At 70.4% G+C, this 26,021-nt stretch carries 23 protein-coding genes and 1 pseudogene; 20 read left to right on the top strand and 4 right to left on the bottom strand.

The window, feature by feature from the left end; genetic code table 11:
• Positions 1–32: 32 nt before the first annotated feature.
• The 6 genes from B0W80_RS05280 to B0W80_RS05255 are packed head-to-tail and all read left to right on the top strand — an operon-like array spanning position 33 to position 6,440.
• Complete coding sequence (locus B0W80_RS05280) at positions 33–671, top strand: hypothetical protein (protein WP_076998061.1); 639 nt, start codon at positions 33–35, stop codon at positions 669–671.
• Positions 668–1,537 carry a branched-chain amino acid ABC transporter permease gene (locus tag B0W80_RS05275; protein ID WP_076998060.1) on the top strand — a complete coding sequence of 290 codons (870 nt, stop codon included), beginning with the start codon at positions 668–670 and terminating at the stop codon, positions 1,535–1,537. The genes B0W80_RS05280 and B0W80_RS05275 overlap by 4 nt, the downstream gene beginning before the upstream one ends.
• Positions 1,534–2,484, top strand: coding sequence for a branched-chain amino acid ABC transporter permease (locus B0W80_RS05270; protein WP_083745191.1), 951 nt, complete (start codon positions 1,534–1,536; stop codon positions 2,482–2,484). The genes B0W80_RS05275 and B0W80_RS05270 overlap by 4 nt, the downstream gene beginning before the upstream one ends.
• Complete coding sequence (locus B0W80_RS05265; RefSeq protein WP_076998059.1) at positions 2,481–4,100, top strand: ATP-binding cassette domain-containing protein; 1,620 nt, start codon at positions 2,481–2,483, stop codon at positions 4,098–4,100. The genes B0W80_RS05270 and B0W80_RS05265 overlap by 4 nt, the downstream gene beginning before the upstream one ends.
• Positions 4,097–5,272 carry a DUF1116 domain-containing protein gene (locus tag B0W80_RS05260; protein WP_076998058.1) on the top strand — a complete coding sequence of 392 codons (1,176 nt, stop codon included), beginning with the start codon at positions 4,097–4,099 and terminating at the stop codon, positions 5,270–5,272. The genes B0W80_RS05265 and B0W80_RS05260 overlap by 4 nt, the downstream gene beginning before the upstream one ends.
• Positions 5,273–5,297: 25 nt before the next feature.
• Positions 5,298–6,440, top strand: coding sequence for an ABC transporter substrate-binding protein (locus B0W80_RS05255; RefSeq protein ID WP_076998057.1), 1,143 nt, complete (start codon positions 5,298–5,300; stop codon positions 6,438–6,440).
• A gap of 82 nt (positions 6,441–6,522) precedes the next feature.
• Here the strand turns inward: B0W80_RS05255 and B0W80_RS05250 are convergent, their stop codons facing one another.
• A complete protein-coding gene (locus tag B0W80_RS05250; RefSeq protein ID WP_076998056.1) occupies positions 6,523–7,470 on the bottom strand; it encodes a LysR family transcriptional regulator in 948 nt (315 codons plus the stop codon).
• Between the two features lie 49 nt (positions 7,471–7,519).
• Here B0W80_RS05250 and B0W80_RS05245 point away from each other — a divergent pair, with 49 nt between their 5' ends.
• The 7 genes and pseudogenes from B0W80_RS05245 (at position 7,520) to B0W80_RS05215 (ending at position 15,332) form a co-directional block, all read left to right on the top strand.
• Positions 7,520–8,296, top strand: a complete 777-nt coding sequence (locus B0W80_RS05245) for a class II aldolase/adducin family protein (RefSeq protein WP_076998055.1) — start codon at positions 7,520–7,522, stop codon at positions 8,294–8,296.
• The gene (locus B0W80_RS05240; protein WP_083745190.1) at positions 8,293–9,282 is read left to right on the top strand and encodes an NADPH:quinone oxidoreductase family protein; all 990 of its coding nucleotides are present in this window, start codon (positions 8,293–8,295) and stop codon (positions 9,280–9,282) included. The genes B0W80_RS05245 and B0W80_RS05240 overlap by 4 nt, the downstream gene beginning before the upstream one ends.
• The gene (gene hutU, locus B0W80_RS05235) at positions 9,279–10,964 is read left to right on the top strand and encodes a urocanate hydratase (protein WP_076998054.1); all 1,686 of its coding nucleotides are present in this window, start codon (positions 9,279–9,281) and stop codon (positions 10,962–10,964) included. The genes B0W80_RS05240 and hutU overlap by 4 nt, the downstream gene beginning before the upstream one ends.
• A 16-nt stretch (positions 10,965–10,980) precedes the next feature.
• Positions 10,981–12,165: a CaiB/BaiF CoA-transferase family protein gene (locus tag B0W80_RS05230; RefSeq protein WP_076998053.1), complete on the top strand. Its 1,185-nt coding sequence runs from the start codon at positions 10,981–10,983 to the stop codon at positions 12,163–12,165.
• Positions 12,162–13,451, top strand: coding sequence for an amidase (locus B0W80_RS05225; protein ID WP_076998052.1), 1,290 nt, complete (start codon positions 12,162–12,164; stop codon positions 13,449–13,451). The genes B0W80_RS05230 and B0W80_RS05225 overlap by 4 nt, the downstream gene beginning before the upstream one ends.
• Positions 13,448–14,345: pseudogene (locus B0W80_RS36475) on the top strand (2Fe-2S iron-sulfur cluster-binding protein). Before B0W80_RS05225 ends, B0W80_RS36475 begins: the two are co-directional and overlap by 4 nt.
• Positions 14,346–14,360: 15 nt before the next feature.
• Complete coding sequence (locus B0W80_RS05215) at positions 14,361–15,332, top strand: ketopantoate reductase family protein (protein WP_076998051.1); 972 nt, start codon at positions 14,361–14,363, stop codon at positions 15,330–15,332.
• Between the two features lie 61 nt (positions 15,333–15,393).
• On the opposite strand, the gene B0W80_RS05210 is transcribed toward B0W80_RS05215, so the two are convergent.
• On the bottom strand, positions 15,394–15,747 hold the full coding sequence (locus B0W80_RS05210) for a hypothetical protein (RefSeq protein WP_076998050.1): 354 nt from the start codon (positions 15,745–15,747) through the stop codon (positions 15,394–15,396).
• A 185-nt stretch (positions 15,748–15,932) separates the two neighbouring features.
• Positions 15,933–16,283 (bottom strand): alpha/beta hydrolase, encoded by a 351-nt coding sequence (locus B0W80_RS05205; RefSeq protein WP_076998049.1) that lies wholly within the window; start codon positions 16,281–16,283, stop codon positions 15,933–15,935.
• 270 nt (positions 16,284–16,553) lie between these two features.
• On the opposite strand from B0W80_RS05205, the gene B0W80_RS05200 reads away from it, so the two are divergent.
• The 6 genes from B0W80_RS05200 to B0W80_RS05175 are packed head-to-tail and all read left to right on the top strand — an operon-like array spanning position 16,554 to position 23,334.
• Positions 16,554–16,904: a YciI family protein gene (locus tag B0W80_RS05200; protein WP_076998149.1), complete on the top strand. Its 351-nt coding sequence runs from the start codon at positions 16,554–16,556 to the stop codon at positions 16,902–16,904.
• A 2-nt stretch (positions 16,905–16,906) separates the two neighbouring features.
• The gene (locus tag B0W80_RS05195) at positions 16,907–18,169 is read left to right on the top strand and encodes an RNA polymerase sigma factor (RefSeq protein ID WP_256856492.1); all 1,263 of its coding nucleotides are present in this window, start codon (positions 16,907–16,909) and stop codon (positions 18,167–18,169) included.
• 41 nt (positions 18,170–18,210) lie between these two features.
• A complete protein-coding gene (locus B0W80_RS05190; RefSeq protein ID WP_076998048.1) occupies positions 18,211–20,763 on the top strand; it encodes an FtsX-like permease family protein in 2,553 nt (850 codons plus the stop codon).
• A 23-nt stretch (positions 20,764–20,786) separates the two neighbouring features.
• A complete protein-coding gene (locus B0W80_RS05185; RefSeq protein ID WP_076998147.1) occupies positions 20,787–21,857 on the top strand; it encodes a PLP-dependent cysteine synthase family protein in 1,071 nt (356 codons plus the stop codon).
• Positions 21,858–21,859: 2 nt separating this feature from the next.
• Positions 21,860–22,906 (top strand): lipocalin-like domain-containing protein, encoded by a 1,047-nt coding sequence (locus tag B0W80_RS05180; protein WP_076998047.1) that lies wholly within the window; start codon positions 21,860–21,862, stop codon positions 22,904–22,906.
• Positions 22,907–22,917: 11 nt separating this feature from the next.
• Positions 22,918–23,334, top strand: coding sequence for a DUF4189 domain-containing protein (locus B0W80_RS05175; RefSeq protein WP_179106837.1), 417 nt, complete (start codon positions 22,918–22,920; stop codon positions 23,332–23,334).
• 10 nt (positions 23,335–23,344) lie between these two features.
• Here the strand turns inward: B0W80_RS05175 and B0W80_RS05170 are convergent, their stop codons facing one another.
• A complete protein-coding gene (locus B0W80_RS05170; RefSeq protein ID WP_179106836.1) occupies positions 23,345–24,289 on the bottom strand; it encodes an alpha/beta hydrolase in 945 nt (314 codons plus the stop codon).
• Positions 24,290–24,471: 182 nt separating this feature from the next.
• Between B0W80_RS05170 and B0W80_RS05165 the strand changes: the two genes are divergently transcribed.
• The coding region (locus B0W80_RS05165) for a hypothetical protein (protein WP_076998045.1) at positions 24,472–26,021 on the top strand (1,550 nt) is incomplete at its 3' end.

Genomic DNA, 26,021 nt, shown 5'->3' with positions numbered 1-26,021 from the left:
CGAATCTTCCAGAACACCACGAGGAGCTTTCCATGCCATCCCCCATCCATCCGGGCCGCGTCGACTGGACCGGCGAGAACCCCGGCATCTACCTGAAGCACGAGCAGGACGGCCCCTGGACCGGCCTGGCCACCTTCTTCCGCGTGGTCTATTCGCCCTACGGCATGGGCAGCGGCGTGCTGGTGCTCGACCAGCCGAACGTGGCGAGCGGCCTGCCCGAGGTGCACAACTTCTGCGTCAGCGACAACGAGGCGCTGGCCCGCTTCCTGGTCGACAACTTCTTCTCGCGCTTCGCCTCGTTCCGCGTCTCGCCGGGCGTGGGCGCCATCACCTACGTTGCCGCCACCGAGGTGCAGCGCGCCGGCGACACGCGCTCGCGCTACCAGGAGATCGTGCGCGCCGAGGGCTTCGAGGTGGTGATGACCTGGGGCGGCCTGGGCCAGCCCTACGCGGTCGACATGCCGGCCGAAAAGGGGCCGACCAAGGCGCACCAGATGTACAGCCTCTTCATCGACGCGGAGGAAGCCGAGGTCACGATCAACGGCAAGCCGCTGGCCGGCCGCATCGCCATCCGCGACTTCGCCGACACGAAGAAGAGCACGGCCTTCCTGGCCTTTTCGGAATCGTGGATGCAGGTGGCGCCCGCGGCAGCGCAAGGAAACGCGTCATGACCGAGTTCTTCCAATACCTGGCCTCCGGCCTGGTGGTGGGCTGCATCTACGGCCTCATCGCCATCGGCTACACGGCGGTCTACAACGTCACCGGCATCGTCAACTTCGCGCAGGGCGACGCGTCGATGCTGGGCGCGCTGGGCGCGGTCGGCCTGCTGGGCTTCGGCGCCTCGCTGCCGGTCGCCATCATCGGCGCCGTGCTGGGCGTGGGCCTGCTGGGCGTGCTCACCGAGCGCATCGCCATCCGGCCCGCGGGCAACGACGTGATGCGCGGCATCATCATCACCATCGGCGTGGGCGTGGCCTTCCAGGGCGTGGCGGTGCTGGTGTGGGGCACCGACGCGCAACCGCTGCCGGCCTTCTCGGGCGAAACGCCGATCGAGCTGGGCGGCGTGACGGTACCGCCGCAGGCCTTCTGGATCCTCGGCAGTGCCGCGCTGCTGATGGTGGCGCTCTACGTGTTCTACACGCGCACCTACCTCGGCCGCGCCTACCGCGCCTGCGCCATGGACCCGCAGGCCGCGGGCCTGATGGGCATTCCGACCCGCGTGATGCGCGGCATCGGCTTCCTGCTGTCGGGGCTCACCGGCGCCATCGCCGGCGTGATCGTCGCGCCCATCGCGCTGATGCAGTACGACAGCGGCGTGTTCCTCGGCATCAAGGGCTTCGTGGCCTGCATCATCGGCGGCTTCGGCAACCCGATCGGCGCCGCGCTCGGCGGCCTGGTGCTCGGGCTGCTCGAAGCCTTCGCCACCGGCTACCTGAGCTCCGGCTTCAAGAACGCGATCGCGTTCGTGATGCTGCTGGCCTTCCTCTTCCTGCGTCCGGGCGGCCTGCTCGGCGAGATGGGCACGGTGAAGCGATGAGCAAGAAGCTGGCGCTCATGGCGCTGTTCCTGGCCGCGGTGTATGCACTGGGCAACCCCTACCTCGTCAACCTGTTCGTGGTGGCGGCGATGTTCGCGCTGCCGGCGCTGGGCCTGTCGCTGCTGATGGGCTACACGGGCCAGATCTCGCTGGGCCACGCGGCCTTCGTCGGGCTCGGCGCCTACGGCTCGGCGCTGGCCGCGCGTTCGCTGGGGCTGGACCCGTGGCTGTCGATGCTGCTGGCCACTGCGCTCTCCACGCTGGCGGCCTGGGCCATCGGCTGGCTGGTGTTCCGCCTGCGCGGCCATCACCTGGCGATGGCGACGCTGGCCTTCGGCATCATCGTCCACGTCGGCCTGGTCGAATGGCGCTCGCTGACCGGCGGGCAGGACGGCGTGTCCGACATCCATCCGCTGCGCCTGGGCGGCCTCGCGCTCAACACCGACTTCGCCATGTACCCGCTGGTGTGGCTGGTCTGCCTGGTCGGCATGGTGCTGGCCCACAACCTGGTGCGCTCGCCGGCCGGCCTCAGCATGCGCACGGTGGCCGAAAACGAATCGGTGGCCGGCTCCATCGGCATCGCCAGCGCGCGGCTCAAGCGGCAGATCATGGCGCTCAGCGGCGCCTATGCCGGCCTCGGCGGAGCGCTCTATGCGCACTGGCTGGGCTACATCAGTCCCGGGCCCTTCGACGTGGGCTTCTCGATCCGCCTGCTGCTGATCGTGGCGCTGGGCGGCTTCGCCGGCACCTGGAGCGTGCTCTTCGGCGTGTTCTTCGTGGTGCTGATCAGCGAAGTGCTCAAGCCCTTCGGGCGCTACGACGTGGTGATCTACGGCGTGCTGCTGGTGGTGGTGATGATCTACTGCCCGCGCGGGCTGCTGGCGGGCCTGGCCGATGCGTACCGGCGCGTGTTCCCGGCACCGGCTTCGAAGGAGCATGCAGCATGAGCGGCCCCGAGATCCTCCTGGACGTGCGTGGCGTCAGCCGCCGCTTCGGCGGCCTGCAGGCCCTCGACAACGTGTCCTTCGACGTGCGCCGCGGCGAGATCCTCGCGCTCATCGGCCCCAACGGCGCCGGCAAGTCGACGATGCTCAACGTCATCTCCGGCGCAGTGCCGGCCAACACCGGCGAGGTGCGCTTCAAAGGCGAGCGCATCGATCGCCTGCCGCCCGAGACAGTCAACCGCCGCGGCCTGGTGCGCACCTTCCAGGGCGCCGAGGTGCTGCGAAGCCTGAGCGTGCGCGAGAACGTGATGGCGGCCGGCGTGGCCAGAAGCGGCAGCGGCGTGCTCGACGGCCTGCTGGGCATCGGCCGCGCGCAACGCGTGCAGCGCCAGTTGCGCGAAGACGCGCTCAAGCATCTCCAGGTGGTCGGCCTGGGCCACCTGGCCGACACACCGGCCGTGCTGCTGACCGCGGGCCAGCAGCGCCTGCTGGCGGTGGCCCGCGCGCTGGCCACCGGCGCCGAGCTGCTGATCCTCGACGAGCCCGGCGCGGGCCTCAACACGCTGGAGAAGAACCTGCTGGTCGAGGTGATCCTGCGCATCCGCCGCAACGGCACCACCGTGGTCTTCGTCGAGCACGACCTGGGCTTCGTCGGCCGCCTGGCCGAGCGCATGGTGGTGCTGGACCATGGCCGCATGATCGCGCGCGGCCTGCCCGGCGAGGTGCGCGCCAACCCGGCGGTGATCGAGGCCTACCTGGGTCACACCGACGTGGCCGTGACCGCACGCCCGGCCGCGGCCGAGGCACCCGACGCGCCGCCGCTGCTGTCCATCGACCGGCTCAGCGTGCGCTACGGCGGGCTCATCGCGCTCGATGCGGTCAGCCTCGACGTGCGGCGCGGCGAGATCGTCGCGCTCATCGGCGCCAACGGTGCAGGCAAGTCGACGCTGCTCAAGGCGGTGGCCGGCGCCGTGGCGCCCAGCGGCGGCGGCTTGCTGTTCCAGGACCAGGACCTGGCCGGCGTGCCGATGGAGGCGCGTGCCGGCCTCAACATCAGCCTGGCGCCCGAAGGCCGCGCGCTCTTTCCCGCGCTCAGCGTGCGCGACAACCTGCTGGTGGGCCGCTACGCCCAGGTGCGCAAGGCCGGCCTCGCGCAACTGCTCTTTCCCTTCGGCCGCGCCGCCGCCGAGATGCAGGCCGCGCTGGAGGAAGTGCTCGACTTCTTCCCGCGCCTGCGCGAACGGCTCGATCAGCAGGCCGGCACGCTCTCGGGCGGCGAAGGCCAGATGCTCGCCATCGGCCGCGCGCTGATGAACAAGCCGAGCCTGCTGATGCTGGACGAGCCTTCGTTCGGCCTGGCGCCGCAGGTGTCGCGCGAAATTCTCGAGTCGCTGCCGCGCCTCACCGAGCGGGGCGTGACCGTGCTGATGGTGGAGCAGAACGCGCGCTCCGCGCTGCAGGTGACCGACCGCGCCTACATCCTGGTCAACGGCAAGGTGGTGGCGCAGGGCCGCAGCCGCGAACTGCTCGACCGGCCCGACATCACCCAGGCCTACCTGGGCTGGGACGGCGACGAAGCGGCGGCCGCGGCCAACGAACCCGTGGCGGCGGTCGCATGACGAGCGAGCAGGACGAGCAAGCCTTCGGCGCGATCGCGCGCGTGCAGCCGCGGCTGGTCGACCTGCGGCCGGCGGCGGAGGTCGTCGCCTTCCCGCCGCGCACGGTGCTGCATGCCGGGCCGCCCTTCGAGCAGCCCTCGGCCGTGCCGGCGCCCGTGGCCAATTCGGCGGCGGCGGCGGTGGTGTTCGAAGGCTGGGCGCACCACCGCGACGAGGCGCTGGCGCTGCTGGCCCTCGGCGACGTGCGACTCGCACCGGCGCAAGACCACCGCTGCGCCGTGCCGCTGGCTTCGGTGCTCTCGCCTTCGCAGCAGGTGCAGGTCGTGCACGATGCGGCCGGCCACACACGCCCCGCATTCGCGCCGCTCAACGGTGGCAGCGGGCCTGCCCTTCGGCTCGGCCTGCCGGGCCCCGAGGTGGTCGCGCATCTGCGCTGGCTCAACGGCGCCTTCGCCGATGCGCTGCGCGAGCGCTGCCGCAGCGGTATCGACCTGCTGCCCATCGCCGACCGGGCGCTTGCCGAAGGCGACGACGGACACGGCCGCACCGTGGCCGCCACCGCGCTGCTGGCGCAGGCCCTGGCGCCGCTGCCCGCGCAGGCGAGCGGCTATCTGGCCGAGTCGCCCGGCTTCTTCCTCAACCTCTGGATGGCCGCGGTCAAGTGCATGCTGGGCGCGGCCGAAGGCGTCGAAGGCAGCACGGTCGTCACCGCGATGGGCGGCAACGGCGTGCACATGGGCCTGCAGCTCGCGGCGCGGCCGGGCCACTGGGTGCTGGCGCCCTCCTCCCCGCCCGACGGCCGGCTGGACGCCGGCATCGATGCCGCGGACCGGCTGCCCGCCATCGGCGACAGCGCGCTCGTCGAGGCCTTCGGCCTGGGCGCCATGGCCTTCGGCCATTCGCCCGCGCAGCGCGAGGCGCTGGGCGCCTTCCTGCCGGAGCCCGCCGACCAACTCGCGCGCGCATTGCTGTGGAAGCCGCACCCGGCCTTCACGCAATCGAACGCCCGCTTCGGGCTCTCGGCGCAGGCCGTGCTGAAGACCGGCAAGGCGCCGGTGGTCGCGCTCGGCATCCTCGACCGCCACGGCCGGCGCGGCCGTATCGGCGGCGGCATCTTCCAGGCCGCGGTCGCGCACTTCGAACGCGCACTGCACGGCGTCGGCACCCATTGATCATCAACCACGAAGGACCTTCCCCATGAAACGCTTCGCAGCCCTCGTCATCGCCACCGTCCTGGCCGCCGGCGCGCAGGCGCAGGACATCAAGATCGGAGGCCTGCTCGAGACTTCCGGCTTCATCGCATCGCTGGGCCAGCCCGGCCTCGAAGGGGCCATGCTCGCAGTCGAGCAGGTCAACGCGGCGGGCGGCATCGCCGGCCGCAAGGTGCAGTTCGTCAACGTCAATTCCGAAAGCGACAACACCAAGACCGTCTCGGGCGCCAAGCGGCTCATCGAGCAGGAGAAGGTGGTCGCCATCGTCGGCCCCATGAGCAGCGGCTCGGCCTTCGCGGTGGCCGACACGGTCGAGAAGGCCAAGGTGCCGATGATCGCAAACGGCGCCTCGCGCGGCATCGTGCTGCCGCCCGAGCAGAAGCGCTTCGTCTTCCTCGCACCGCTGACCGACGTGGTGGTGCAGACCGCCATGCTCAAGGACATGCAGGCGCGCGGCATCAAGAAAATCGCGGTGCTGCACTCCGACGTGGCCTTCGGCACCAGCGGCCGCGATGCGCTCGACAAGCTGGTCGGCGACTTCGGCGTGCAGATCGTGGCGCGCGAGACCTTCGGCAATGCCGACACCGACATCTCGCCGCAGCTCACCAAGATCCGCGCCTCCGACGCGCAGGCCACCGTGGTCTGGGCCACCGGGCCGGGCCTGGCGATCTCGACCAAGAACCACCGCGCGCTCGGCATCAAGACACCGCTGTACCTGGCGCACTCGGCCAACGACTTCAACTACCTGCGCCTGGCCGGCGACTCCGCCAACGGCGTCATGCTGCCCTCGTCCAAGCTCTACGTGACCGAGTCGCTGCCCGCGTCCGACACGCAGAAGCCCGTGGTGGAGCGCTTCGTCGCCGACTACCAGAAGAAGTACGGCAAGCTGCCCGCCACCTTCGCCGGCAATGGCTACGACGCGGCGATGCTGTTGATGGAATCAATCCGCAAGGCCGGCACCGGCCCCGAGCAGGTGCGCGACGCCCTCGAGGCCACGCGCAACCATGTCGGCGTGACGGCCCTCTACGCCTACGCGCCGGACGACCACTTCGGCACACGGCCCGAGAGCGTGGTGATGCTGACCGTGAAGGCGGGCAAGTTCGAACTGGCTGCTGCGCCCAAGCAGTAGGACTGCACTGGTCGTCATGAGAGCCGACGCGATGCCTGACTTGCAAGCGTCCGTCGGCAACTGCCGCCGCTGCGGCCGCCGTTCAGTCGGCCCTGAAAGCCAGCTCTTCGGCCAGCACCGTCACGATCTCGCCCACCGCTGCGGCGATGCGCGTGAAGCGATAGCGATGCGAATGCGCGAGCACCAGGTTCGGCGTGCGCAGCGTGGATTCGAGCTCGCGCGAATGCGTGTTGGGCGGACAGAAATTCAGGAGCGAGAAGCCATGGCCATTGGCCACCAGCCCCAGCAGCATCGTCATGCTGTACACCCGATGCGCGATGCGCGGCGCCACGCCATCGGCGCTGAAAGCCGAGAGCATGTAGTTGCGCGTGCGCGGCAGGTCCAGCAGGATCAGCGGCTCGGTGGCGAGCTCGCGCATCGTGAGCCGGCTGCGGCGCAGCAGCGGGTGGCCGGCCGGCAGCACGGCCTGCAGCGGCGCGGCGCGCAGCGGAATGCATTCGATGCCCGAGGGCACCTCGAAGTCGTACATCAGCGCCAGGTCGAAGGCGCCGGTCTGCAGGCCTTCGAGCAGGTACTCGTGATGGCCCTCGTGCCAGAAGAGCCGCGCCTTCGGAAAGCGGTCGGCCATCTGGCGCATCAGCGGCGGAATGACGTAGGGCGCGAAGGAGAACAGGCAACCCAGGTGCACGTGGCCCTGGATCTCGCGGCTGTCGGTGAGGCGGCCGGAGCCGATGTCCCACGACTGCAGCAGCAGGTTGCGGCATTCCACCGCGAAGGCGCTGCCGGTCTCGGTCAGCACCAGGCCGCGCGCATGGCGACGCTGGAAGAGCTGGACGTTGAGCGTGGTCTCCAGGTGCGCGATGGCGGCCGACACGGCCGGGGCCGAAACGTGCAGTGCATCGGCGGCCTTGTGCAGCGACTGGTGCCGTGCCACGGCGACGAAGTACGAGAGCTGGCGCAGCGAGAAGTCGGGTGCACGGAGCTCGGCACTGCCTTCGCCGGAGGTTCGATCGCCTTGGTCAGGTGGCACGGAGAGGTAGCGACATGTTGAAAATTTATTCTAGCCCTGGAGTGCTCGCATGAACGCGATCAACCCCATCGCATTCGAGCCCGCCGCGCGTCCGCGCGAAGGCCCGGCAGAGGCACGCCGCGACGAAACGAAGACGCGGCTCGCGGCCGGCTTTCGCCTGCTCGCGCGCCATGGCCTCGACGTCGGCGTGGCCGGCCACGTCAGCGCGCGCGACCCGCTGCTGCACGATCACTTCTGGGTCAACCCGTTCGGCCGCCCCTGGGGCGCGATGCGTGCGGAAGACCTCTCGCTGGTGCGGCACGACGGCGCCGTGGTCGAAGGCGCGCCCATCAATGCGGCCGCCTTCGCCATCCATGCAGAAGTCCACCGCGCACGGCCCGACGTGGCCTGCGCGGCCCACGGGCATCCGGTGCACGGCAGCGCCTTCGCGTCGCTCGGCCGTCCGCTCGCGACCATCAACCAGGACGTGTGCGCCTTCTTCGAGGACCACGTGGTGTTCGACGAGCCGATGGGCCTGGTGGTCGACATGGACGAAGGCCGGCGCATCGCCGTCGCGCTGGCCGCGCACAAGGCCGCCATCCTGCGCAACCACGGCCTGCTGACCGTCGGCCGCACCGTCGACGAGGCGCTGTGGTGGTTCGTGCTCATGGAGCGCAGCTGCCGCATCCAGCTGCTGGCCGAAGCCGCGGGCGAGCCGCACCGCATTCCCGACGCGCAGGCCCGTTCGCTCGCGGCGCAGATCGGCACGCCCGACTTCGGCTGGTTTCAGTGCCAGCCGCTGATGGCCGAAATCCTCGACCCCGACTCATTCAAGACCACACCATGAACATGAAGACAAGCACCATGAAAGCCTGGGTCATCGACCAGCCCGGCCGCATCGACGCACTGCAATGCCTGGACGTGCCACGGCCCGTGCCGGGCCCGGGCGAGCTGCTCGTGAAGGTGTCGGCCGCAGCGCTCAACTTCTCCGACCTGCTGATGGTCGAGGGCCGCTACCAGGTGCGCCCGCCGCCGCCCTTCGCGGCCGGACAGGAGATCGCCGGCCGCGTGGTGCAGGCGCCCGCAGGCAGCACCTTGCAGCCCGGCGACCGCATCTGCAGCAAGGTCGAATGGGGCGGCTTCGCGGACTACGCGCTGGTGCGCGAGACCATGGCCATCCGCGTGCCCGACACGCTCGACGACGCGGCCGCCGCGACGCTGCCGGTGGTCTGGCCCACCGCGTGGATCGCGCTGCACGATCGCGCCCACCTGCAGCCCGGCGAGACGGTGCTGGTGCATGCCGCCGCGGGCGGGCTGGGCCTCGCCTGCCTGCAACTCGTTCGCGCGGCCGGCGCACGGTCCATCGCGCTGGTCGGCTCGCGCAAGAAGTTCGACGCCGCACGCGCGGCCGGCGCCGACGAGGTGGTCAGCATGGAAGACGCGTGGAGCGACATCGTGCGCGAGCACGGCGGCGCCGACGTGGTGGTCGACAGCGTCGGCGGCGACGCCACGCTGCAGAGCCTGCGCTGCATCGCGCGCAACGGGCGGTTGCTGCTGGTGGGCTTCTCGGGCGGGCAGATTCCCCAGATACCGGCCAACAAGCTGCTGCTGAAGAACCTGTCGGCCCTGGGCGTCTACTGGTCGCACGACTGGAGCCTGCCGCAGGTGGAGCGCTCGGTCGCCGCGCTGCTGGACCTGCATGCCCGCGCTTCGATCCGCGTGGCGCCGGGTCGCACCTACCCCTTCGGCGAACTGCCGCTGGCGTTGCGCGACCTGGCAGGCCGCGGCACCACCGGCAAGAGCGTGCTGCTCGCATCGGGAGACGCCTCATGAACGACCGCCTTCCCTCCGCCGCCGTTCCGCGCACCGTGCGCGCACCGCGCGGCACCCAGCTCCACACCGCCAACTGGGGCATCGAAGGCGCCCTGCGCATGCTCATGAACAACCTCGACGCCGAAGTCGCCGAGCGGCCCGAGGACCTGGTGGTCTACGGCGGCATCGGCAAGGCCGCGCGCAACTGGGAGGCCTTCGACAACATCGTCGCGAGCCTGGAACGACTCGCGCCCGACGAGACGCTGCTCGTGCAATCGGGCAAGCCGGTCGGCGTGTTCCGCACGCACGCGGGTGCGCCGCGTGTGCTGATCGCCAACGCCAACCTGGTGCCGCGCTGGTCCACCGCCGAACACTTCAACGCGCTCGACAAGCAGGGCCTGATGATGTACGGCCAGATGACGGCCGGCTCGTGGTTCTACATCGGCAGCCAGGGCACGGTGCAGGGCACCTACGAGACCTATTGCGAGGTCGCGCGCCAGCACTTCGGCGGCGAGCTCACGGGGCGCTGGCTGCTGACCGCCGGACTCGGCGGCATGGGCGGCTCGCAGCCGCTGGCCGGGCGACTGGCCGGCGCCGCGGTGCTGGTGGTGGAGGCGCGGCAGAGCCGCATCGACATGCGCCTGCGCACCGGCTACCTCGACCGGCAGGCACGCGACCTCGACGAGGCGCTCGCGCTCGTGGCCGACGCGAAGGAACGCCGCGCGGGCCTGTCGGTCGGCCTGCTGGGCAACGCGGCCGAGGTGCTGCCCGAACTCGTGCGGCGCGCGCAGGCCGGCGGCATGCGGCCCGACGTGGTGACCGACCAAACCGCCGCGCACGACCTGCAGAACGGCTACGTGCCGGCCGGATGGAGCGAGGCGCAGTGGAACGCGACGCGTGCCGCCGACCCGGCCGCGGTCGAAGCGGCGGCGCGCGAGTCAATCGCACGCCATGTCGAGGCCATGCTCGCCTTCAAGGACATGGGCATTCCGGTCTTCGATTACGGCAACAATATCCGGCAGGTGGCCTTCGATGCCGGCGTGGCGCGCGCCTTCGAGTTCCCGTCTTTCGTGGTCGCCTACGTGCGGCCGCTGTTCTGCACCGGCAAGGGGCCCTTCCGCTGGGTCGCGCTGTCGGGCGACCCCGAGGACATCTACAAGACCGATGCGCGGCTGGCCGAACTGTTCCCCGACGACCGGGGCCTGCAGCGCTGGTTGTCGCTGGCGCGCGAGCACGTCAAGTTCCAGGGCTTGCCGGCACGCATCTGCTGGCTGGGCCTCGGCGAGCGGCACCGCGCCGGCTTGGCCATCAACGAGATGCTGGCGCGCGGCGAGCTGTCGGCGCCTGTGGCGATCAGCCGCGACCACATGGACTCGGGCTCGGTGGCCAGCCCCAACCGCGAGACCGAGGGCATGCGCGACGGCTCCGACGCGGTGGCCGATTGGCCCATCCTGAATGCGCTGCTCAATGCATCGTGCGGTGCATCGTGGGTCAGCGTGCACAACGGCGGCGGCGTGGGCATCGGCTATTCGACGCACGCCGGCATGGCAGTGGTGGCCGATGGCACCGACGATGCCGCGCGGCGGCTGGAGATGCTGCTGTGGAACGATCCGGCCAGCGGCGTGATGCGGCATGCCGATGCCGGGTATCCGGAGGCGATCGACACTGCGCGGCGGCATTCGCTCGACCTGCCTTCACTCTGATCAAAGGAGACGACACATGGGACTGTTGACGGGCCTGCGCGTGATCGACCTGTCGCGCGTGCTCTCGGGGCCGTACTGCACGGCGCTGCTGGCCGACCTGGGCGCGGAGGTGATCAAGATCGAATCGCCGGAAGGCGACGACGCGCGCCGCTTCGGCCCCTTCCTCGAAGGCGAGAGCGTGTACTTCTCGCTGATCAACCGCAACAAGAAGAGCCTGGCGCTGAACCTGCGCGATGCGCGCGCGCAGGCCATCGTGGCGGAGCTGGCGGCTACGGCCGACGTGGTGGTGGAGAACTTCCGTCCCGGCGTCGCGAAGCGGCTGCACGTCGACGCCGAGACGCTGCGCGCCATCAACCCGAAGCTGGTGTACCTGAGCATCTCCGGCTTCGGCCAGCGGGGCCCGGCCACGGGCATGCCGGCCTACGACCTGATCATCCAGGGCATGTCGGGCCTGATGTCGCTGACCGGCGACCCCGACGGCCCGCCCACCGCGACCGGCGAATCGATCAGCGACCTGTGGACCGGGCTATTCGGGTCGTGGGCCGTGCTCGCGGCGCTACAGGCGCGCCACCACACGGGCACCGGCGAGACCATCGACCTCGCCATGTTCGACGCCATGATGTCGCTGCAGATGACGGGCCTGGCCCAGTTGCGCGCAGCCGGCCGCGCGCCGGGGCGCGTGGGCAGTCGCCACCCGGTGACCGTGCCGGTCGATTGCTTCGCGGCCCGCGACGGGCACCTGACGATCGTGGTGCCGACCGATGCGCTGTTCGCGCGCTTGTGCGAGGCGATGGCGCGGCCCGAGCTGGCAGCCGACGCACGCTTCGCCACCGGCGCCGCGCGGCGCGCGCATCAGCCCGAGCTGCGTGCGTCGATCGCGGACTGGTTCGCAACGCTCAGCGTCGACGAGGCCGTGGCGCGCTGCCGTGCGCTCGACATCCCGGCCGGCCCCGTGCACGACCTGGCGCAGGCGATGGCCTCCGACCAGGCCCGCGAACGCGGCATCGAGCAGCGCGTGGCGCATCCGGTGTTCGGCGAGATCGGCATGGTGCCGCAGCCGGCGCGATTCGCGAGCGGTGGCGCTGCGACGGTCGCGCGCGAACCCGGCGTGGGCGAGCACGGCGATGCACTGCTGCGCGAGTTGCTGGGGCGCAGCGATGCGGACATCGCCGCGCTGCGTGAAGCGGGGGTGCTGGCATGAAAGGCTATGAATCGATGACGGCCGTCGCGCTGCGCCGCGCGCTGGCGCAAGGCGAACTCAGCGCCGAGGCGGCCGTGCGCGCCGCGCTCGAACGCATCGCCGAACGCGAGCCGCAGATTCATGCCTGGCAACATCTCGACGCCGACGGCGCGCTGGCGGCCGCACGCGCGCTCGATGCGCGCGGCGTGCACGGCCTGCTGGGCGGCGTGCCGCTGGGCGTGAAGGACATCATCGCCACCGCCGACCTGCCGACGCGCTACGGCTCGCCCATCTACGAAGGCTTTCGGCCCACGGCCGATGCGCATTGCGTCACTGCCGCGCGCCAGGCCGGCGCGGTGGTCATGGGCAAGACCGTGACCACCGAGTTCGCGTACTTCCAGCCCGGCCCCACCGCCAACCCGCATCACCTGGACCACACGCCGGGCGGATCGTCCAGCGGCTCGGCCGCCGCGGTGGCCAACGGCATGGCGCCCGTCGCCTTCGGCACGCAGACCGCGGGCTCGCTGATTCGACCGGCTTCGTACTGTGGCGTGTTCGCGCTCAAGCCGAGCTTCGGCCAGGTGAGCCTGGAAGGCATCAAGCCCTTCTCGCCATCGCTCGACACCTTGGGCTGGCTGGCCCGCAGCGCGGACGACCTGGAGTTGATGCGCTGCGCGATGGCGGCGATCGACTTCGAGGCCTTGCAGCCGCTTGCGCCGCGCGCGCTGCGGCTAGGCGTTTGCTGCACCCATGAATGGCCGGCCGCGGATGCCGGCGGCGCCGCCGCCTTCGAGCAGGCAGTGAAGCTCGCCGGCGTGGCCGGCGCGAGCCTGCGCGACGTGGCACTGCCGGCACCGACCGCCGGGCTGCTCGACGCGCAAAAGACAGTGATGGCCTGGGAGGCCGCGCGCCAGCTCGACGCCGAATGGCGCGAGCACCCGCAGCAGCTCAGCGCCGCGCTACACGGCTTGCTCGAAACGGGGCGTCGCACCGACGAGACCGACTACCGCCGCGCGCTTGCTCTTGCGGAAGAAGGCCGGCGCGACATAGGCGCGCTGATGCAAGGGCTCGACGCGCTCCTGGTGCCGGCCGCGCCGGGCGAGGCGCCTGCAGGGCTGTCCGCCACCGGCGACCCGGTGTTCAGCCGCGTATGGACGCTGCTCGGCCTGCCCTGCGTCAACGTGCCGGGCCTGCGCGGGCCGAAGGGTTTGCCGATCGGCGTGCAGCTGGTGGGCCACCCGCGGCAGGAGCGCGCGCTCCTGGCCGTCGCCGCGGCCCTTCATCCTCTTCTGACGAACGCACCATGAAATTGATCGTGACGCGGGCCGAGCCCGCTGCCGAGGGCATCCGCCGCATCGAGCTGCGCAGCGGCGATGGCGCTGCCCTGCCTGCATTCACACCCGGGGCGCACCTCAAGTTCAAGCTCGTGCTGCCGAACGGGCAGGCCAGCGTGCGCGAGTATTCGCTGGTCAGCACCCCCGACGAACGCGATCGCTACGAGATCGCCGTGCTGCGCGAGCCCGCGGGCACCGGCGGCTCGGCAGCCATGCACGCGCTGGCGGTCGGCGACGTGCTCGAGGCTGACGGGCCGTTCAACGAGTTCGCGCTGGCCGAACAGGCGCGCGAGCACCTGCTGATCGCGGGCGGCATCGGCATCACGCCCATCCTCTGCATGGCGCGCGCCGGAATGCATGGCGTACCGCGACGAGGCGGCCGCGCTGCCCGGCGCCACGCTGTACTTCGACCAGGGCGATCCGGCGCGCGGCATGCCGTTGGACGCCGTGCTTGCCGATCCGGGCGAGGCGCGGCACCTCTACGTCTGCGGACCACGCGGGCTGATCGCCGGCGTGCTGGAACGCGCCGAAGCCCTGGGCTGGCCGGCCGAACGCCTGCACTACGAGAGCTTCAAGGGCGCGGTGGCGCTCGCCAACGACCGCCCGATCCGCCTGGTGCTGCGCGGCAGCGGCCGCACGCTGGACGTGAAGGCCGACCAGAGCATCCTCGACGCACTGATCGCCGCCGGGCTCGATCCGCTTTACGATTGCCGCCGCGGCGAATGCGGCATGTGCATGACCCCCGTGCTGGAAGGCCTGCCCGATCACCGCGACCACGCGCTGAGCGCGGCCGAGCGGGCGGACGGCAAGGTGATCTGCACCTGTGTTTCGCGCGCGTTGACCCCGGAACTCGTCCTCGACCTCTGACACGCTCACCTGCTGATGCGCATCACCCTCGTCGGACCCGGCGCCATCGGCGGCGCCATCGCCTCGCGGCTGCTGCGCGGCGGCGTCGAACTCTCGCTGCTGGCCAGCCCGCGCGGCGCGGCCGTGTTACGGCGCGAAGGCTTGCGCGTGCGCGAGGGCGGCGTGCTCTATCACGACCATCCGCCCGTGGCGGAAGACGCATCCGAGCTCGGCCCGCAAGACCTGGTGATCCTCTGTCTCAAAGGCCACGCACTGGCCGAGGGTGCGCGCAGCCTAGCGCCGCTGGTGGGGCCGCAGACCCTCGTCGTCGCGGCGCAGAACGGCATTCCCTGGTGGTTCTTCGAGGGCTTCGGCGGCGCCCTCGCCGGCCGGCGCCTGCAGAGCGTGGACCCGCATGGCGAGATCGCGCGCAACCTGCCGGCCAGCCAGTGCGTGGGCTGCATGATCTACATCGCCGCCTACACCGACGACGAGGGCGTGATCCATGCCGGCGGCCACAGCCGGCTGGTACTGGGCGAGGCGGTCGACGCCGGCGGCCAGGCGCTGGCGCGGGCGGTCGCGGTGCTGGAACGCTCGGGCCTGGAGATCCGCCAGAGCGATCAGATCCGCCGCGAGGTGTGGCTCAAGCTCTGGGGCAATCTCACCGTCAACCCGCTGAGCGCCCTGACCGGCGCCACCATCGACCGCATGGTGGCCGACCCGCTGGTCTCGCAGCTGATCGGCCGCATGATGGACGAGGCCCGCAGCCTCACGGACGCGCTCGGCATCGACCTGGGCATGCGCACCGAAGAGCGCATCGCCGGCATGCGCGCGCTCGGGCCGGTCAAGACCTCGATGCTGCAGGACATGGAAGCCGGCCGCGCACCCGAGATCGGCGCCATCATCGGCGCAGTGGCCGAGATCGGTGACCTGCTGGACATCGACACGCCCTTCATCGACGCTGTGCTGGGCATGGTGCGCCAGCGCGCCGCATCGGCCGGCCACTGAACTTGCCGCACCGCACGCGGGGCATCGGAGCCGCCCCGCGCTCCATGCCGCGGCGCGGCGCCTAGCCGAAGCGCGGGCCGCGCGGGTTGTTGTTGCCGCGCACGCGCAGTCGATCCACCACTTCGGAGACCTTCAGCCGTGGCGGGTCGATCGTCGGCACGTTCTGAGCCGTCAGTGGCTGCATGGCGCGGAAGCGCCACACGATGGGCTCGCCGCCCTGCTCGGCGTAGGCACGGCCCTCGTCGTCGATGCTGATCACGCCATCCTGGATGTTGACCGTGGAGCCGTCGGCGAGGTCGACGAACGGCGGCAGGGCACCGCCGGCATCCAGAAGCTTGCTGGTGACGAGGCTGCCGTTGCACAGGGTCTCGTCCGCCGCGGCGATCGCCATGAAAAGCTTGGTTTGAAATGTCATGGATGTGAACCGCGAAGTCTGCGGTGGGATTCGAGGCGCCATGTTGCCACGAAGCGCAGACCTTGGACCTCGAGCCGCGGTTCGAGCCACCCATGCCGCCATGGTGACTCGCGGGCGAAAAAAAGCCGGGCCCGCGATGCGGGTCCGGCTTCGATGCGCGCCGAAGCGCGTGGGCAACTTGCGGTTTACAGGCCAGCCTGGCGCGTGAAGGACACGCTCGGCTTCTTGTAGGCAGCCGGCACTTCGTCGCGGAAGAAGGCGCGGCGATCCAGGCTTTGCAGCGGGTCGTGGGCCTTGGCGACGGCTTCGGCATAAACCTTGGCGCGGTCGGCGGTCGAGACGATGGTCTGCACGCCGGCATTGGCGACGTCGCTGTAGGCATTGCCGCTGCGCGCAGCCACCACGGCTTGCGATTGCACGTCGGCGCGGTTGTAGCCGTTGGTCAGGGGGTGAACGCCTTCGTAGGTCTCGGCGTGGGCGCCGACGACGGCCAGCAGCGAGAGAGCGGCGGCGGCGATGAGCTTGGTGTTCTTCATGATGATCTCCTAGATGCTTTGGAACGATGTCGAACCGGTCGTCCTGTTCGGTCGGGCCTGCTTTGGAAGGGCTGACCCGTGAGATGGAGTATGCGACTGAAGACTAAGTAGAAACCCTCGTTTTTGGAATCGCGGTGTCATCGATTTGGAAACAATCGCGGGTCGATGCATCGTGGAGGTTTCGACGCGAGGCCCTGTCGAAATGCCCGGTTGCCAACCGTCATGGGCATGAGCGATCCTGCTCGGCATCTCCATCTCGGGAGCTTTCTCATGCAGTACATGCTGATGTTCTACCAACCCCAATCCGAATTCGACCAGCGCGGCACTGCCGACGCGCAGGCCTACATGGCCGGCTGGATGGCCTACGTGGGCGCGGTGCGCGAATCGGGCATCTCGCAGGGCGGCCACGGCCTGCAGCCGCCGATGACCGGCACCACCCTGCGCATCCGAGGCGACAAGCGCCAAGTGCAGGACGGGCCGTTCGCCGACGCCAAGGAACAACTCGGCGGCTACTTCATCATCGACGTGCCAGACCTCGACACCGCGCTCGAATGGGCCGCTCGCGCACCTTGCGCCACCACCGGCGGCGTCGAGGTGCGGCCGGTGTTCATCGCGCCCTGAGCGTGTCCGGCGCCCCGCTGCCAGCGCAAGCGCTCGAAGCGGCCGAACAAGCCGCGCGCCGGTCCTATGGCCGGCTGATCGCGATCATTGCGGCGCGCACCCGCGACATCGCCGCATCGGAGGACGCATTGGCCGATGCGTTCGCACGCGCGCTCGAGCGCTGGCCCATCGACGGTGTCCCGCGCCAACCCGAGGCATGGCTTCTGAGCGTGGCCCGAAACCGCGTGCTCGACGCCTGGCGCCACAGCCGCGTGCAGGACGAGGCGGCGCAGACCCTGCTCGCGCTGGCCGAGACCTTCGCGGCCGACGCCGACCCCGGTGCCGATGCGGTGCCGGACGAGCGCCTGCGGCTGCTCTTCGTCTGCGCGCATCCCGCCATCGATGCGGCGGCACGTGCGCCGATGATGCTGCAGACCGTGCTCGGGCTCGACGCGACCCGAATGGCCGGCGCCTTCCTGGTGGCACCGGCCACGCTGGGCCAGCGGCTGGTTCGGGCGAAGGCACGCATTCGCGCCGCGCGGATCCCCTTCGAATATCCGCGCGCGAGCGACCTGCCGCAGCGGCTGCAGGACGTGCTCGACGGCATCTATGCTGCTTACGGCACGGGCTGGGACGAGATCGACGGCGCCGATGAAACGCAGCGCGGCCTGACCGCCGAAGCCATCGACCTCTGCCGCATCCTGTGCGGCCTGATGCCGCAAGAGCCCGAGCCGCAGGGCCTGCTCGCGCTGATGCTGTTCTGCGAGAGCCGGGCCGCGGCACGCCGCAGCGACGACGAAGCCTACGTGCCGCTGGACCGGCAGGACTGCCGGCGCTGGGACCGCGACATGCAGGCTCGCGCCGAGCAGGCGCTCCAGCACGCGGCCGGCATGGCGAGACCCGGCGCCTATCAACTGGAGGCGGCGATCCAGTCGGCTCACTGTGCGCGCTGCCTCGGCGCAGCCGTCCCACCCGCGGCCATGGTGTCGCTCTACGACGGGTTGCTGAGCCTTCGCCCCTCGACCGGTGCGCACGTGGGCCGGGCTTGCGCCCTGGCGCGCGCACAAGGGCCGGCTGCGGGTTTGCAGGCACTCGACGCACTGCCTGCCGACGAAGTCGCCAGCTACCAACCCTACTGGGCCGCGCGGGCCCATCTGCTGGGCGCGAGCGGACGTCGGGACGCCGCGCGTGCGGCCTACGCTCGCGCCATGGGACTCAGCACCAGCACCGCGGTGCGCGCGCACCTGGCTGCCGAAGCCGCACGGCTTCCATCCTCGGCAGCGTGACATAAAGGGCGTTGCTGCGGCGGCGCGCAGAATCGAACCCGATGCGCGCCCTTCTCCTTACCTTCTCCTGGCAAGAACTCCGCCACCACCCCTGGCGCAGCGCCGCCGCCGTGATGGCCGTGATGCTCGGCGTGGCGCTGGCGTTCTCGGTGCACCTGATCAACGCGTCGGCGCTCGACGAGTTCTCGAGTGCGGTGCGCTCGGTCAACGGGCAGCCCGACCTGGAGCTGCGAGCGGCGCAGGGCAGCTTCGACGAGACGGTATTCGGCCGGGTCGCGCAGTTGCCGCAGGTGCAGCTTGCCAGCCCGGTGCTCGAAACGGAGGCCCAGGCACTCGCTGCCGATGGACGCCGCGTGGCGATGCGACTCGTCGGTGTCGATGCACTGGTGCTCCCGACGATCGCCCCCGCCCTGATGCCGAAGCCGGCAGCCGATGCCGAGCGGTTCGCCTTGTTCGCAGCCGACACGGTGTTCCTCAACGCCGCAGCCCGCACCGCGCTCGGCGAGGACGCGACGCGCTTGCGCCTGCGCATCGGCAGCGCGACGCGCGAGTTGCGCATCGCCGGCCAGGTGGCCGCCGGCGGCGCGGCGTTGGCGGTGATGGACATCGGCGCCGCGCAAGACCTGCTGGGCCGCACCGGACAGCTCAGCCGCATCGACCTGCGGCTCGCGCCCGGCACGGACCGCGCTGCGTTCATGCGCGAGCTGCGCGCCGCGCCCGGCTGGCCTGCCGACATCCAGATCGCCGAGCCCGGCGATGCGGCCGAGCGCGTGAGCAATCTTTCGCGCGCCTACCGGGTCAACCTGACGGTGCTGGCACTCGTGGCGCTGTTCACCGGCGCCTTCCTCGTGTTCTCGGTGCTGGCGCTCAGCGTCGCCAAGCGCGCGCAACAGTTCGCGCTGCTCGGCGTGCTCGGCCTCACGCCGCGCGAACGGCTGCGCATCGTGCTGGCCGAGTCGCTGGTGCTCGGGCTGGTCGGCAGCGTGCTGGGCCTGGCACTCGGCACCGCTCTCGCTGCCTTCGGTTTGCGCGTGCTGGGCGGCGACCTGGGCGGCGGTTACTTCGATGGCGTGGCACCGACATTGCACTGGCGCTGGGGCCCGGCCGTGCTCTATGGCGGCCTGGGCCTGCTGGCTGCGGCGGTGGGCGGCTGGTGGCCCGCGCGCGCGGCGCAGTCGTTGCCGGAGGCGCAGACACTCAAGGGCCTGGGCAGCGCCCACGCGCAGGCCGGCACACCCCGGGTCGCGCTGCTGCTGATCGTGGCCGGCGCGGCGCTGGCGACTGCGCCTTCGGTGTTCGGCATCCCCGTGGCGGCCTACCTGTCGGTGGGCTTCCTGCTGGTGGGCGGCATCGCGGCGCTGCCGGGCCTGATCGCCCTGCTCTACGACCGGCTCGCACCCCTCTTCGCGCGACGCGTGCTGCCCATGCTCGCCATCGAGCGCGCGCGCCGCATGCGCGCCACCGCCGCGGTCGCGGTCAGCGGCGTGGTCGCGAGCCTCAGCTTGGCCGTGGCGCTCACCGTGATGGTGGCGAGCTTCCGCGAATCGGTGACGCGCTGGCTCGACGTGGTGCTGCCCGCCGACGTGTACGTGCGCAGCACCGCCGGCGGTGGCGGCGGTTCGCTGGGCGGCGACCAGGCGGCCTTCACGCCGGCCTTCGTGCAGGCGCTGGGCCGCCTGCCCGGCGTCGCGCGCACTGGCACGCTGCGCACGCGCGCCTTGCTGCTCGACCCGTCGCGGCCCTCGGTCACGCTGATCTCGCGCAGCCTCGACGACGAGGCCTCGCGCGCACTGCCGCTACTCGGCGCCGCGTTGGCGCCGCCGGCTGGCGCAGTCCCCGTCTACGTGAGCGAAGCCATGGTCGAGCTCTACGGCGCCAGGCCCGGCGCCGACTTCGAGCCGCTGGCCCGCGCCTTCGACGGCCGCGCCCGCTTCTTCGTGGCCGGCGTGTGGCGCGACTACGTGCGGCAGTTCGGCGCCATCACGATCGACGCGCGCGACTTCGAGCGCCTCACCGGCGACCGCAGCGTGAGCGACGTGGCCGTGTGGCTCGCCCCCGGCGCGGCGGACACCCAAGTGCAGCAGTCCATCCGCGCGCTGGCCGCGCGCGAGCTGGGCCCGGCCGAGCCGATCGAGATGGCCTCGGTCGGCCAGCTGCGCGCCACCTCGCTGCGCATCTTCGACCGCAGCTTCGCCGTCACCTACTGGCTGCAGGCGGTGGCGATCGGCATCGGCCTGTTCGGCATCGCTGCGAGCTTCAGCGCGCAGGTGCTGGCGCGGCGCAAGGAGTTCGGTCTGCTCGCGCACCTGGGCTTCACCCGAGCCCAGGTGCTGGCCGTGGTGGCCGGCGAAGGCGCGGCCTGGACCGCGATCGGCGCGGCCGCCGGACTGGGCCTCGGCCTTGCGGTCGCGGTGGTGCTGGTGCACGTGGTCAACCCGCAGAGCTTTCACTGGAGCATGGACATGCTGGTGCCATGGCTGCGCCTGGCCGCGCTGTGCGCCGCGGTGGTGGCGGCCGGCACGCTCACCGCATGGCTGGCCGGGCGCGCGGCGGCTTCGCGCGACGCGGTGCTGGCGGTGAAGGAAGACTGGTGAGCACGACTGGCGACAATGCAGGCATGACCACGTCTCCCACCGTCTGCGCACGCTGGCTCGACGGCGCGATCCGCCGCATCGAAGCCGACTACCAGCGCAGCGCCGACACGCACCTGATCGCGCTGCCGCTGCCGCAGTTCGCCGCGCACGGCATCGACCTGTACCTCAAGGACGAATCCACCCACCCGACCGGCAGCCTCAAGCATCGGCTGGCTCGTTCGCTTTTTCTCTATGCGCTGTGCAACGGCTGGATCGGCGAAGGCACGACCATCGTCGAAGCGTCGAGCGGTTCCACCGCTGTGAGCGAGGCCTATTTCGCGCGCCTGCTGGGCCTGCCTTTCATCGCCGTGATGCCCAAGAGCACGTCTCCCGAGAAGATCGCGCAGATCGACTTTTATGGTGGCCGCTGCCACTTCGTCGACCACGCGGCCCAGGTCTACGACGAGGCCCGTGCACTGGCCCGACGCGAGCGCGGCCACTACATGGACCAGTTCACCTACGCGGAGCGTGCGACCGACTGGCGCGGCAACAACAACATCGCCGAGAGCATGTTCCAGCAGATGGCGCGCGAGCGGCATCCGGTGCCGGCGTGGGTGGTGGTGGGCGCAGGCACCGGCGGCACCAGCGCGACCATCGGCCGCTATGTGCGCTACCGCTGCCACGACACGCGCGTGTGCGTCGCCGACCCAGAAGGCTCGGTGTTCTCGGCCTACCACGCGACCCGCGATGCCACGCTGACCGCGCCCGGCTCACGTATCGAAGGCATTGGCCGCCCGCGCGTGGAGCCCAGCTTCATTCCCTCGCTGGTGGACCGCATGATCGAGGTGCCCAACACAGATTCGGTGGCCGCGATGCGTGCCTTGTCGCGCCTGCTGGGCCGCAAGGTGGGGCCTTCGACCGGCACCAATTTCGTCGGCATGCTGACGCTCGCGACCGAGATGCGCGAAGAAGGCCGCGCCGGCTCCATCCTCTCTCTGCTCTGCGACGCCGGCGAACGCTACCTGCCGAGCTATCACGACGCCGACTGGGTGGCGCAGAACTTCGGCGACTGCAGCGCCGCCGAACAGCGCGTGAAGGACGCGCTCGCAGCCTGACGATGCAGCGTCGCGCACTCCTGGCACTGCTGGGCGGCCTGCCGGGGTTCGCCTGGGCCCTGCCGCCGCGCACGCTGCAGTTTCCGCGCGACTACGGCAGCCACCCCGATCTGCGCACCGAGTGGTGGTACATCACCGGCCATGCGCAGGCCGGTGAACGCGCCTTCGGATTCCAGCTGACCTTTTTCCGGTCGCGCGTCGACGAGACCCAGTCGCTGCGCTCGGCCTTCGCGGCGCGGCAGCTCGTCTTCGCGCATGCGGCCGTCACCGACCTGCAGGGCCGCAAGCTCTGGCACGACCAGCGCATCGCGCGCGCCGGCTTCGGCATCGCCTCGGCCAGCGAGGAAGACACCGACCTGCGCCTGCGCGACTGGTCGCTCAAGCGCGACAAGGACGGCGCCTACGCGGCCAGCCTGCCCGCCTCCGGCTTCGGCATGGCATTGCGCTTCGCGCCCACCCAGCCCGTGCTGCTGCAGGGGCAGGCGGGCCTCTCGCGCAAGGGCCCCGATGCGGAGCAGGCCAGCTACTACTACAGCGAGCCGCAGCTCGAAGCCACCGGCCGCCTCACGCTGCAGGGCCGGGCCTTCGAGGTGCGTGGCCGCGCCTGGCTCGACCACGAGTGGAGCGAGGCGCTCATGCATCCCGACGCGGTCGGATGGGACTGGGTCGGCATGAACCTCGACGACGGCGGCGCGCTCACCGCCTTCCGGCTGCGACGACGCGACGGCTCGGCGCTCTGGTTCGGCGGCTCGATGCGCAGCGCCGACGGCAGGCTGCGCGTGTTCGGCCCCGACGAATTGCGCTTCGAGGGCACGCAGCCCTGGACCAGCCCGCGCACCCGCGCCACCTATCCGCAGCGCTGGCGCATCGAGACACCCGCCGGCGCCTTCACCGTGCAGGCCCTGCTCGACGACCAGGAACTCGACAGTCGCGGCTCGACCGGTGGTGTGTACTGGGAAGGCGTGAGCGACCTGCTCGATGCGGCCGGCCGGCGTGTCGGGCGCGGGTACCTCGAGATGACCGGCTATGCGCAGCCGCTCAAGTTATGACGCGCCGATGGATGGCGGCGCCACTCACCTTTCGATCGATGTATAGATTCCGCTTTCTTTGGCGCACGCTGTTGGCGTGCTGTGTCCTCGCCGGTGCCGCACACGCGCAGACCGGCCCGCGCCCCAGTTGGGGCGCCATCGCCTCGATTCAAAACTCGTATGGCTACGCGTACGACCAACCCACCCGCGACGCCGCGGAAAACGCCGCGCGCGCCCGATGCGATCGCGCCGCAGGGCGGCCGGGCGCCTGCGTGGTGCGCACCTCGTTCGACCGCGCCTGCGCTGCGCTGGCCACCGGCAACTTCGGTGAGTGGGGCGCGGCGATAGCGTCCGCATCGCCCGATGCCGGCAAGGCGGCGGCCAAGCAGTGCAACGACCATTTGCCGACCGAGCCTTGCAAGGTGCTGGTGAGCGTGTGTTCGCGCTGAGGCGCTCGCGTCAAGCGGGCCAGTAGAGCTCGGTGCGCGGATCATGCCCCTTCACCGTGTAGCAGGAACGCACGAAGCTGCGGTACGCGTCGACGATGCCCGTGCCATGCGTCTCGCCGCGGATCACCTCGGCTGTCGCATGCAGACCTGGCAGCGGGGTGCGGCGGATACGGTCGACGAGCGCCAGATAGTTGCGCGAAAGCTCTCGATAGAGCGCGAACTCGCTACTCGTCTCGCTGTCGTTGATCGTCAGGTGCAGCCGGGGCGGCAGCGTGTCGTCGCGCTCGGCGATGCGGCGATCGTAGTGCCGGAAAATTTCACTCTTCTCTGAAAGTATGCCGGGGCTACTCGCCCCGATCAAGGCGAACAGCCGGCTGGCCGTCGCAAATGCATACATGGCGAAAAGGCCGCCGTAAGAGTAGCCGAACAGCCCGACGTCATTGGCATCCACTCGCCAGCGCTCGCAGATTCGAGGGTGGAGCTCGCGTTCGATGAAAGCGAGAAACCGATCGCCAGCGGACTGGCTGAGGTCCGCGATGATCGCAGCGTATTGCTCCTCGCTGAGCGTTCCCCGCTCGACGCGCGGCCGCAGATGAGCCGCCATCTGGTGAGGGAACGGCTCGCCCGGCGGCACGAGGTCGCGGTTGCGCACCTTCAAAAAGTTTCGCGCATCGTCGCCGAAATATCCGACTGTCACTTGGATGAATGGCCGGATCGGGGTGGTCTCGTGCAGCATCATCAGCGAGCCAGTGGGAGCGGTGATCGCCAGCTGCGTGTTGCCGTCCAGGACGTAGAGGACGGGCAAGGCGGCATCTCCAGCGCCGTAGCCCGGCGGTACCGTCACCCAGACTGCGAAGGCACCGCCGACGAGCTCCGAATGCAGCGTGAACGATCGTGTGGTCGGGATCACCTCGCGCAACTCCGGGTGCCAAGCTTCGAGTGCGGCAACTGTCATCAGATTCTCCTTCATCATTCCCGTAAGAGCGATTTCGTGCCTTGCCGGATGGCGGCGACGATCAACTCGAAATATAAGGTGCCGAATAAAATGCCGACTCGCATGTTGACCCACTGCACGCCGTAAGCAGCAGATGCCGCATCCGTACTCACTCCCGCGGTGCTATCGGCACACGAGCCAGCATGCCCTCGCCTGACCAAGGCAACCTTCCTGCCGAAGTGACGAGCTTCGTCGGCCGCAAAGCCGAACTCGCTGAGGCGCGAGCCCTGCTGCCCACGACTCGATTGCTGACCATGATCGGGTCTGGCGGGGTCGGCAAGACCCGCCTGGCCAAGCAGATCGCCGCCGAGCAACGACACGCCTTTCGCGATGGCGTATGGTTCGTCGACCTTACGGACGTTACCGATGGCGACGTGCTCCCTTCGGTGATCGGCTCGAGGCTCGGCCTTTTCCACGTTCCGACCGCGACCGCCGGCGCCCTCGCCGCGCAGCTGCGCGGACAGCACCTGATGCTGGTCGTCGACAACTGCGAGCACCTTGTCGAGCCGGTCGCCGTGATGCTGCACGCGCTGCTTGCATCTGCACCCGAGCTTCGCGTGGTCGCGACGAGTCGGCAGGTGCTGGGCGTGCCAGGTGAACGGGTGTTTCCGATACTGCCGCTCGAAGCGCCCCAGACCGATGAAACGGCTGCGAGCCGCGACGACACCGCGGACGCGGTCCTGCTCTTCGCGGAGCGCGCGGCAGCCGCGCTGCCAGGATTTACCGTCGACCACGCCAATCGGGATCTGCTGTACCGAATTTGCCACCGGCTCGAGGGGATCCCCCTGGCGATCGAACTCGCCGCAGCGCGGCTGCGTGCCTTCTCGCTCGAAACGATCCTCGAGCGACTCGAGGACTCCGTCGGCGCGCTCGCGAGCACGTTGCGAACGACGCCCGAACGCCACCGCACCTTGGAGTCGACCGTGGCCTGGAGCTACGGGCTGTGTTCTGCGCCCGAGCAGGTGCTGTGGACCCGTCTTTCGGTCTTCGCCGACGGCATGACCGTCGATGCGGTGGAAGATGTTTGCAGTGGCGGGGCGATCGTGCGCGAGCAGATCTTCGAGCTCCTCACCGGGCTGGTCGACAAGTCGATCCTCACTCGGCAGGGCGGCTCAAGCGGAGGAACATCACGGCTGACGATGCTCGGCCTGCTTCGCGAGTTCGGGATCGAGCGGCTGCGGGACGTTGGGGAGGAAACGCAATTCAGGCGGCGTCACCTCGACTACTTCCGCGCTCTGGCCGAGCGTGGCCGGACGGCGTACTTCAGCCCCCGCGAGACGGAGTGGGCACGTCGTGTGCGAGAAGAGCATGCCAATCTGCGAACGGCGACCGAGTACTGCAGCGCCGAACTGCACGATCACGCCGCCGTGATGGCGATCGTCACGCCTCTCCAGCTGTACCGCGTCGGCGCCAGCTACGTCGTCGAGGAGTACCGCTGGCTCGCCTCCGCGCTCGAACGCGATCGCACCCCAAGCGAGATCCGAGCGCGCGCACTCGTGGCGTGCAGCTATGCGGCGTCGCTCCTGGGCAACGGCGGCGAAGCTGAGCAGCGCGCACGCGAGGCGGCCGACCTCGCCGACGCCCTGGCGCTGCCGGGCGTCGCGGCGGACGCTGCGTGCGGCATCGCGCGCGCGAGCTTCCACGGCGGGGATCGCGCTCGCACTCTGCGGCTGTCCGAGGCAGCGGTCGACCG

The sequence above is a fragment of the Variovorax sp. KK3 genome (assembly GCF_001984055.1).
Taxonomy (GTDB): Bacteria; Pseudomonadota; Gammaproteobacteria; order Burkholderiales; family Burkholderiaceae_C; genus Variovorax.
This window is presented reverse-complemented; position numbering and strand designations above follow the sequence as displayed.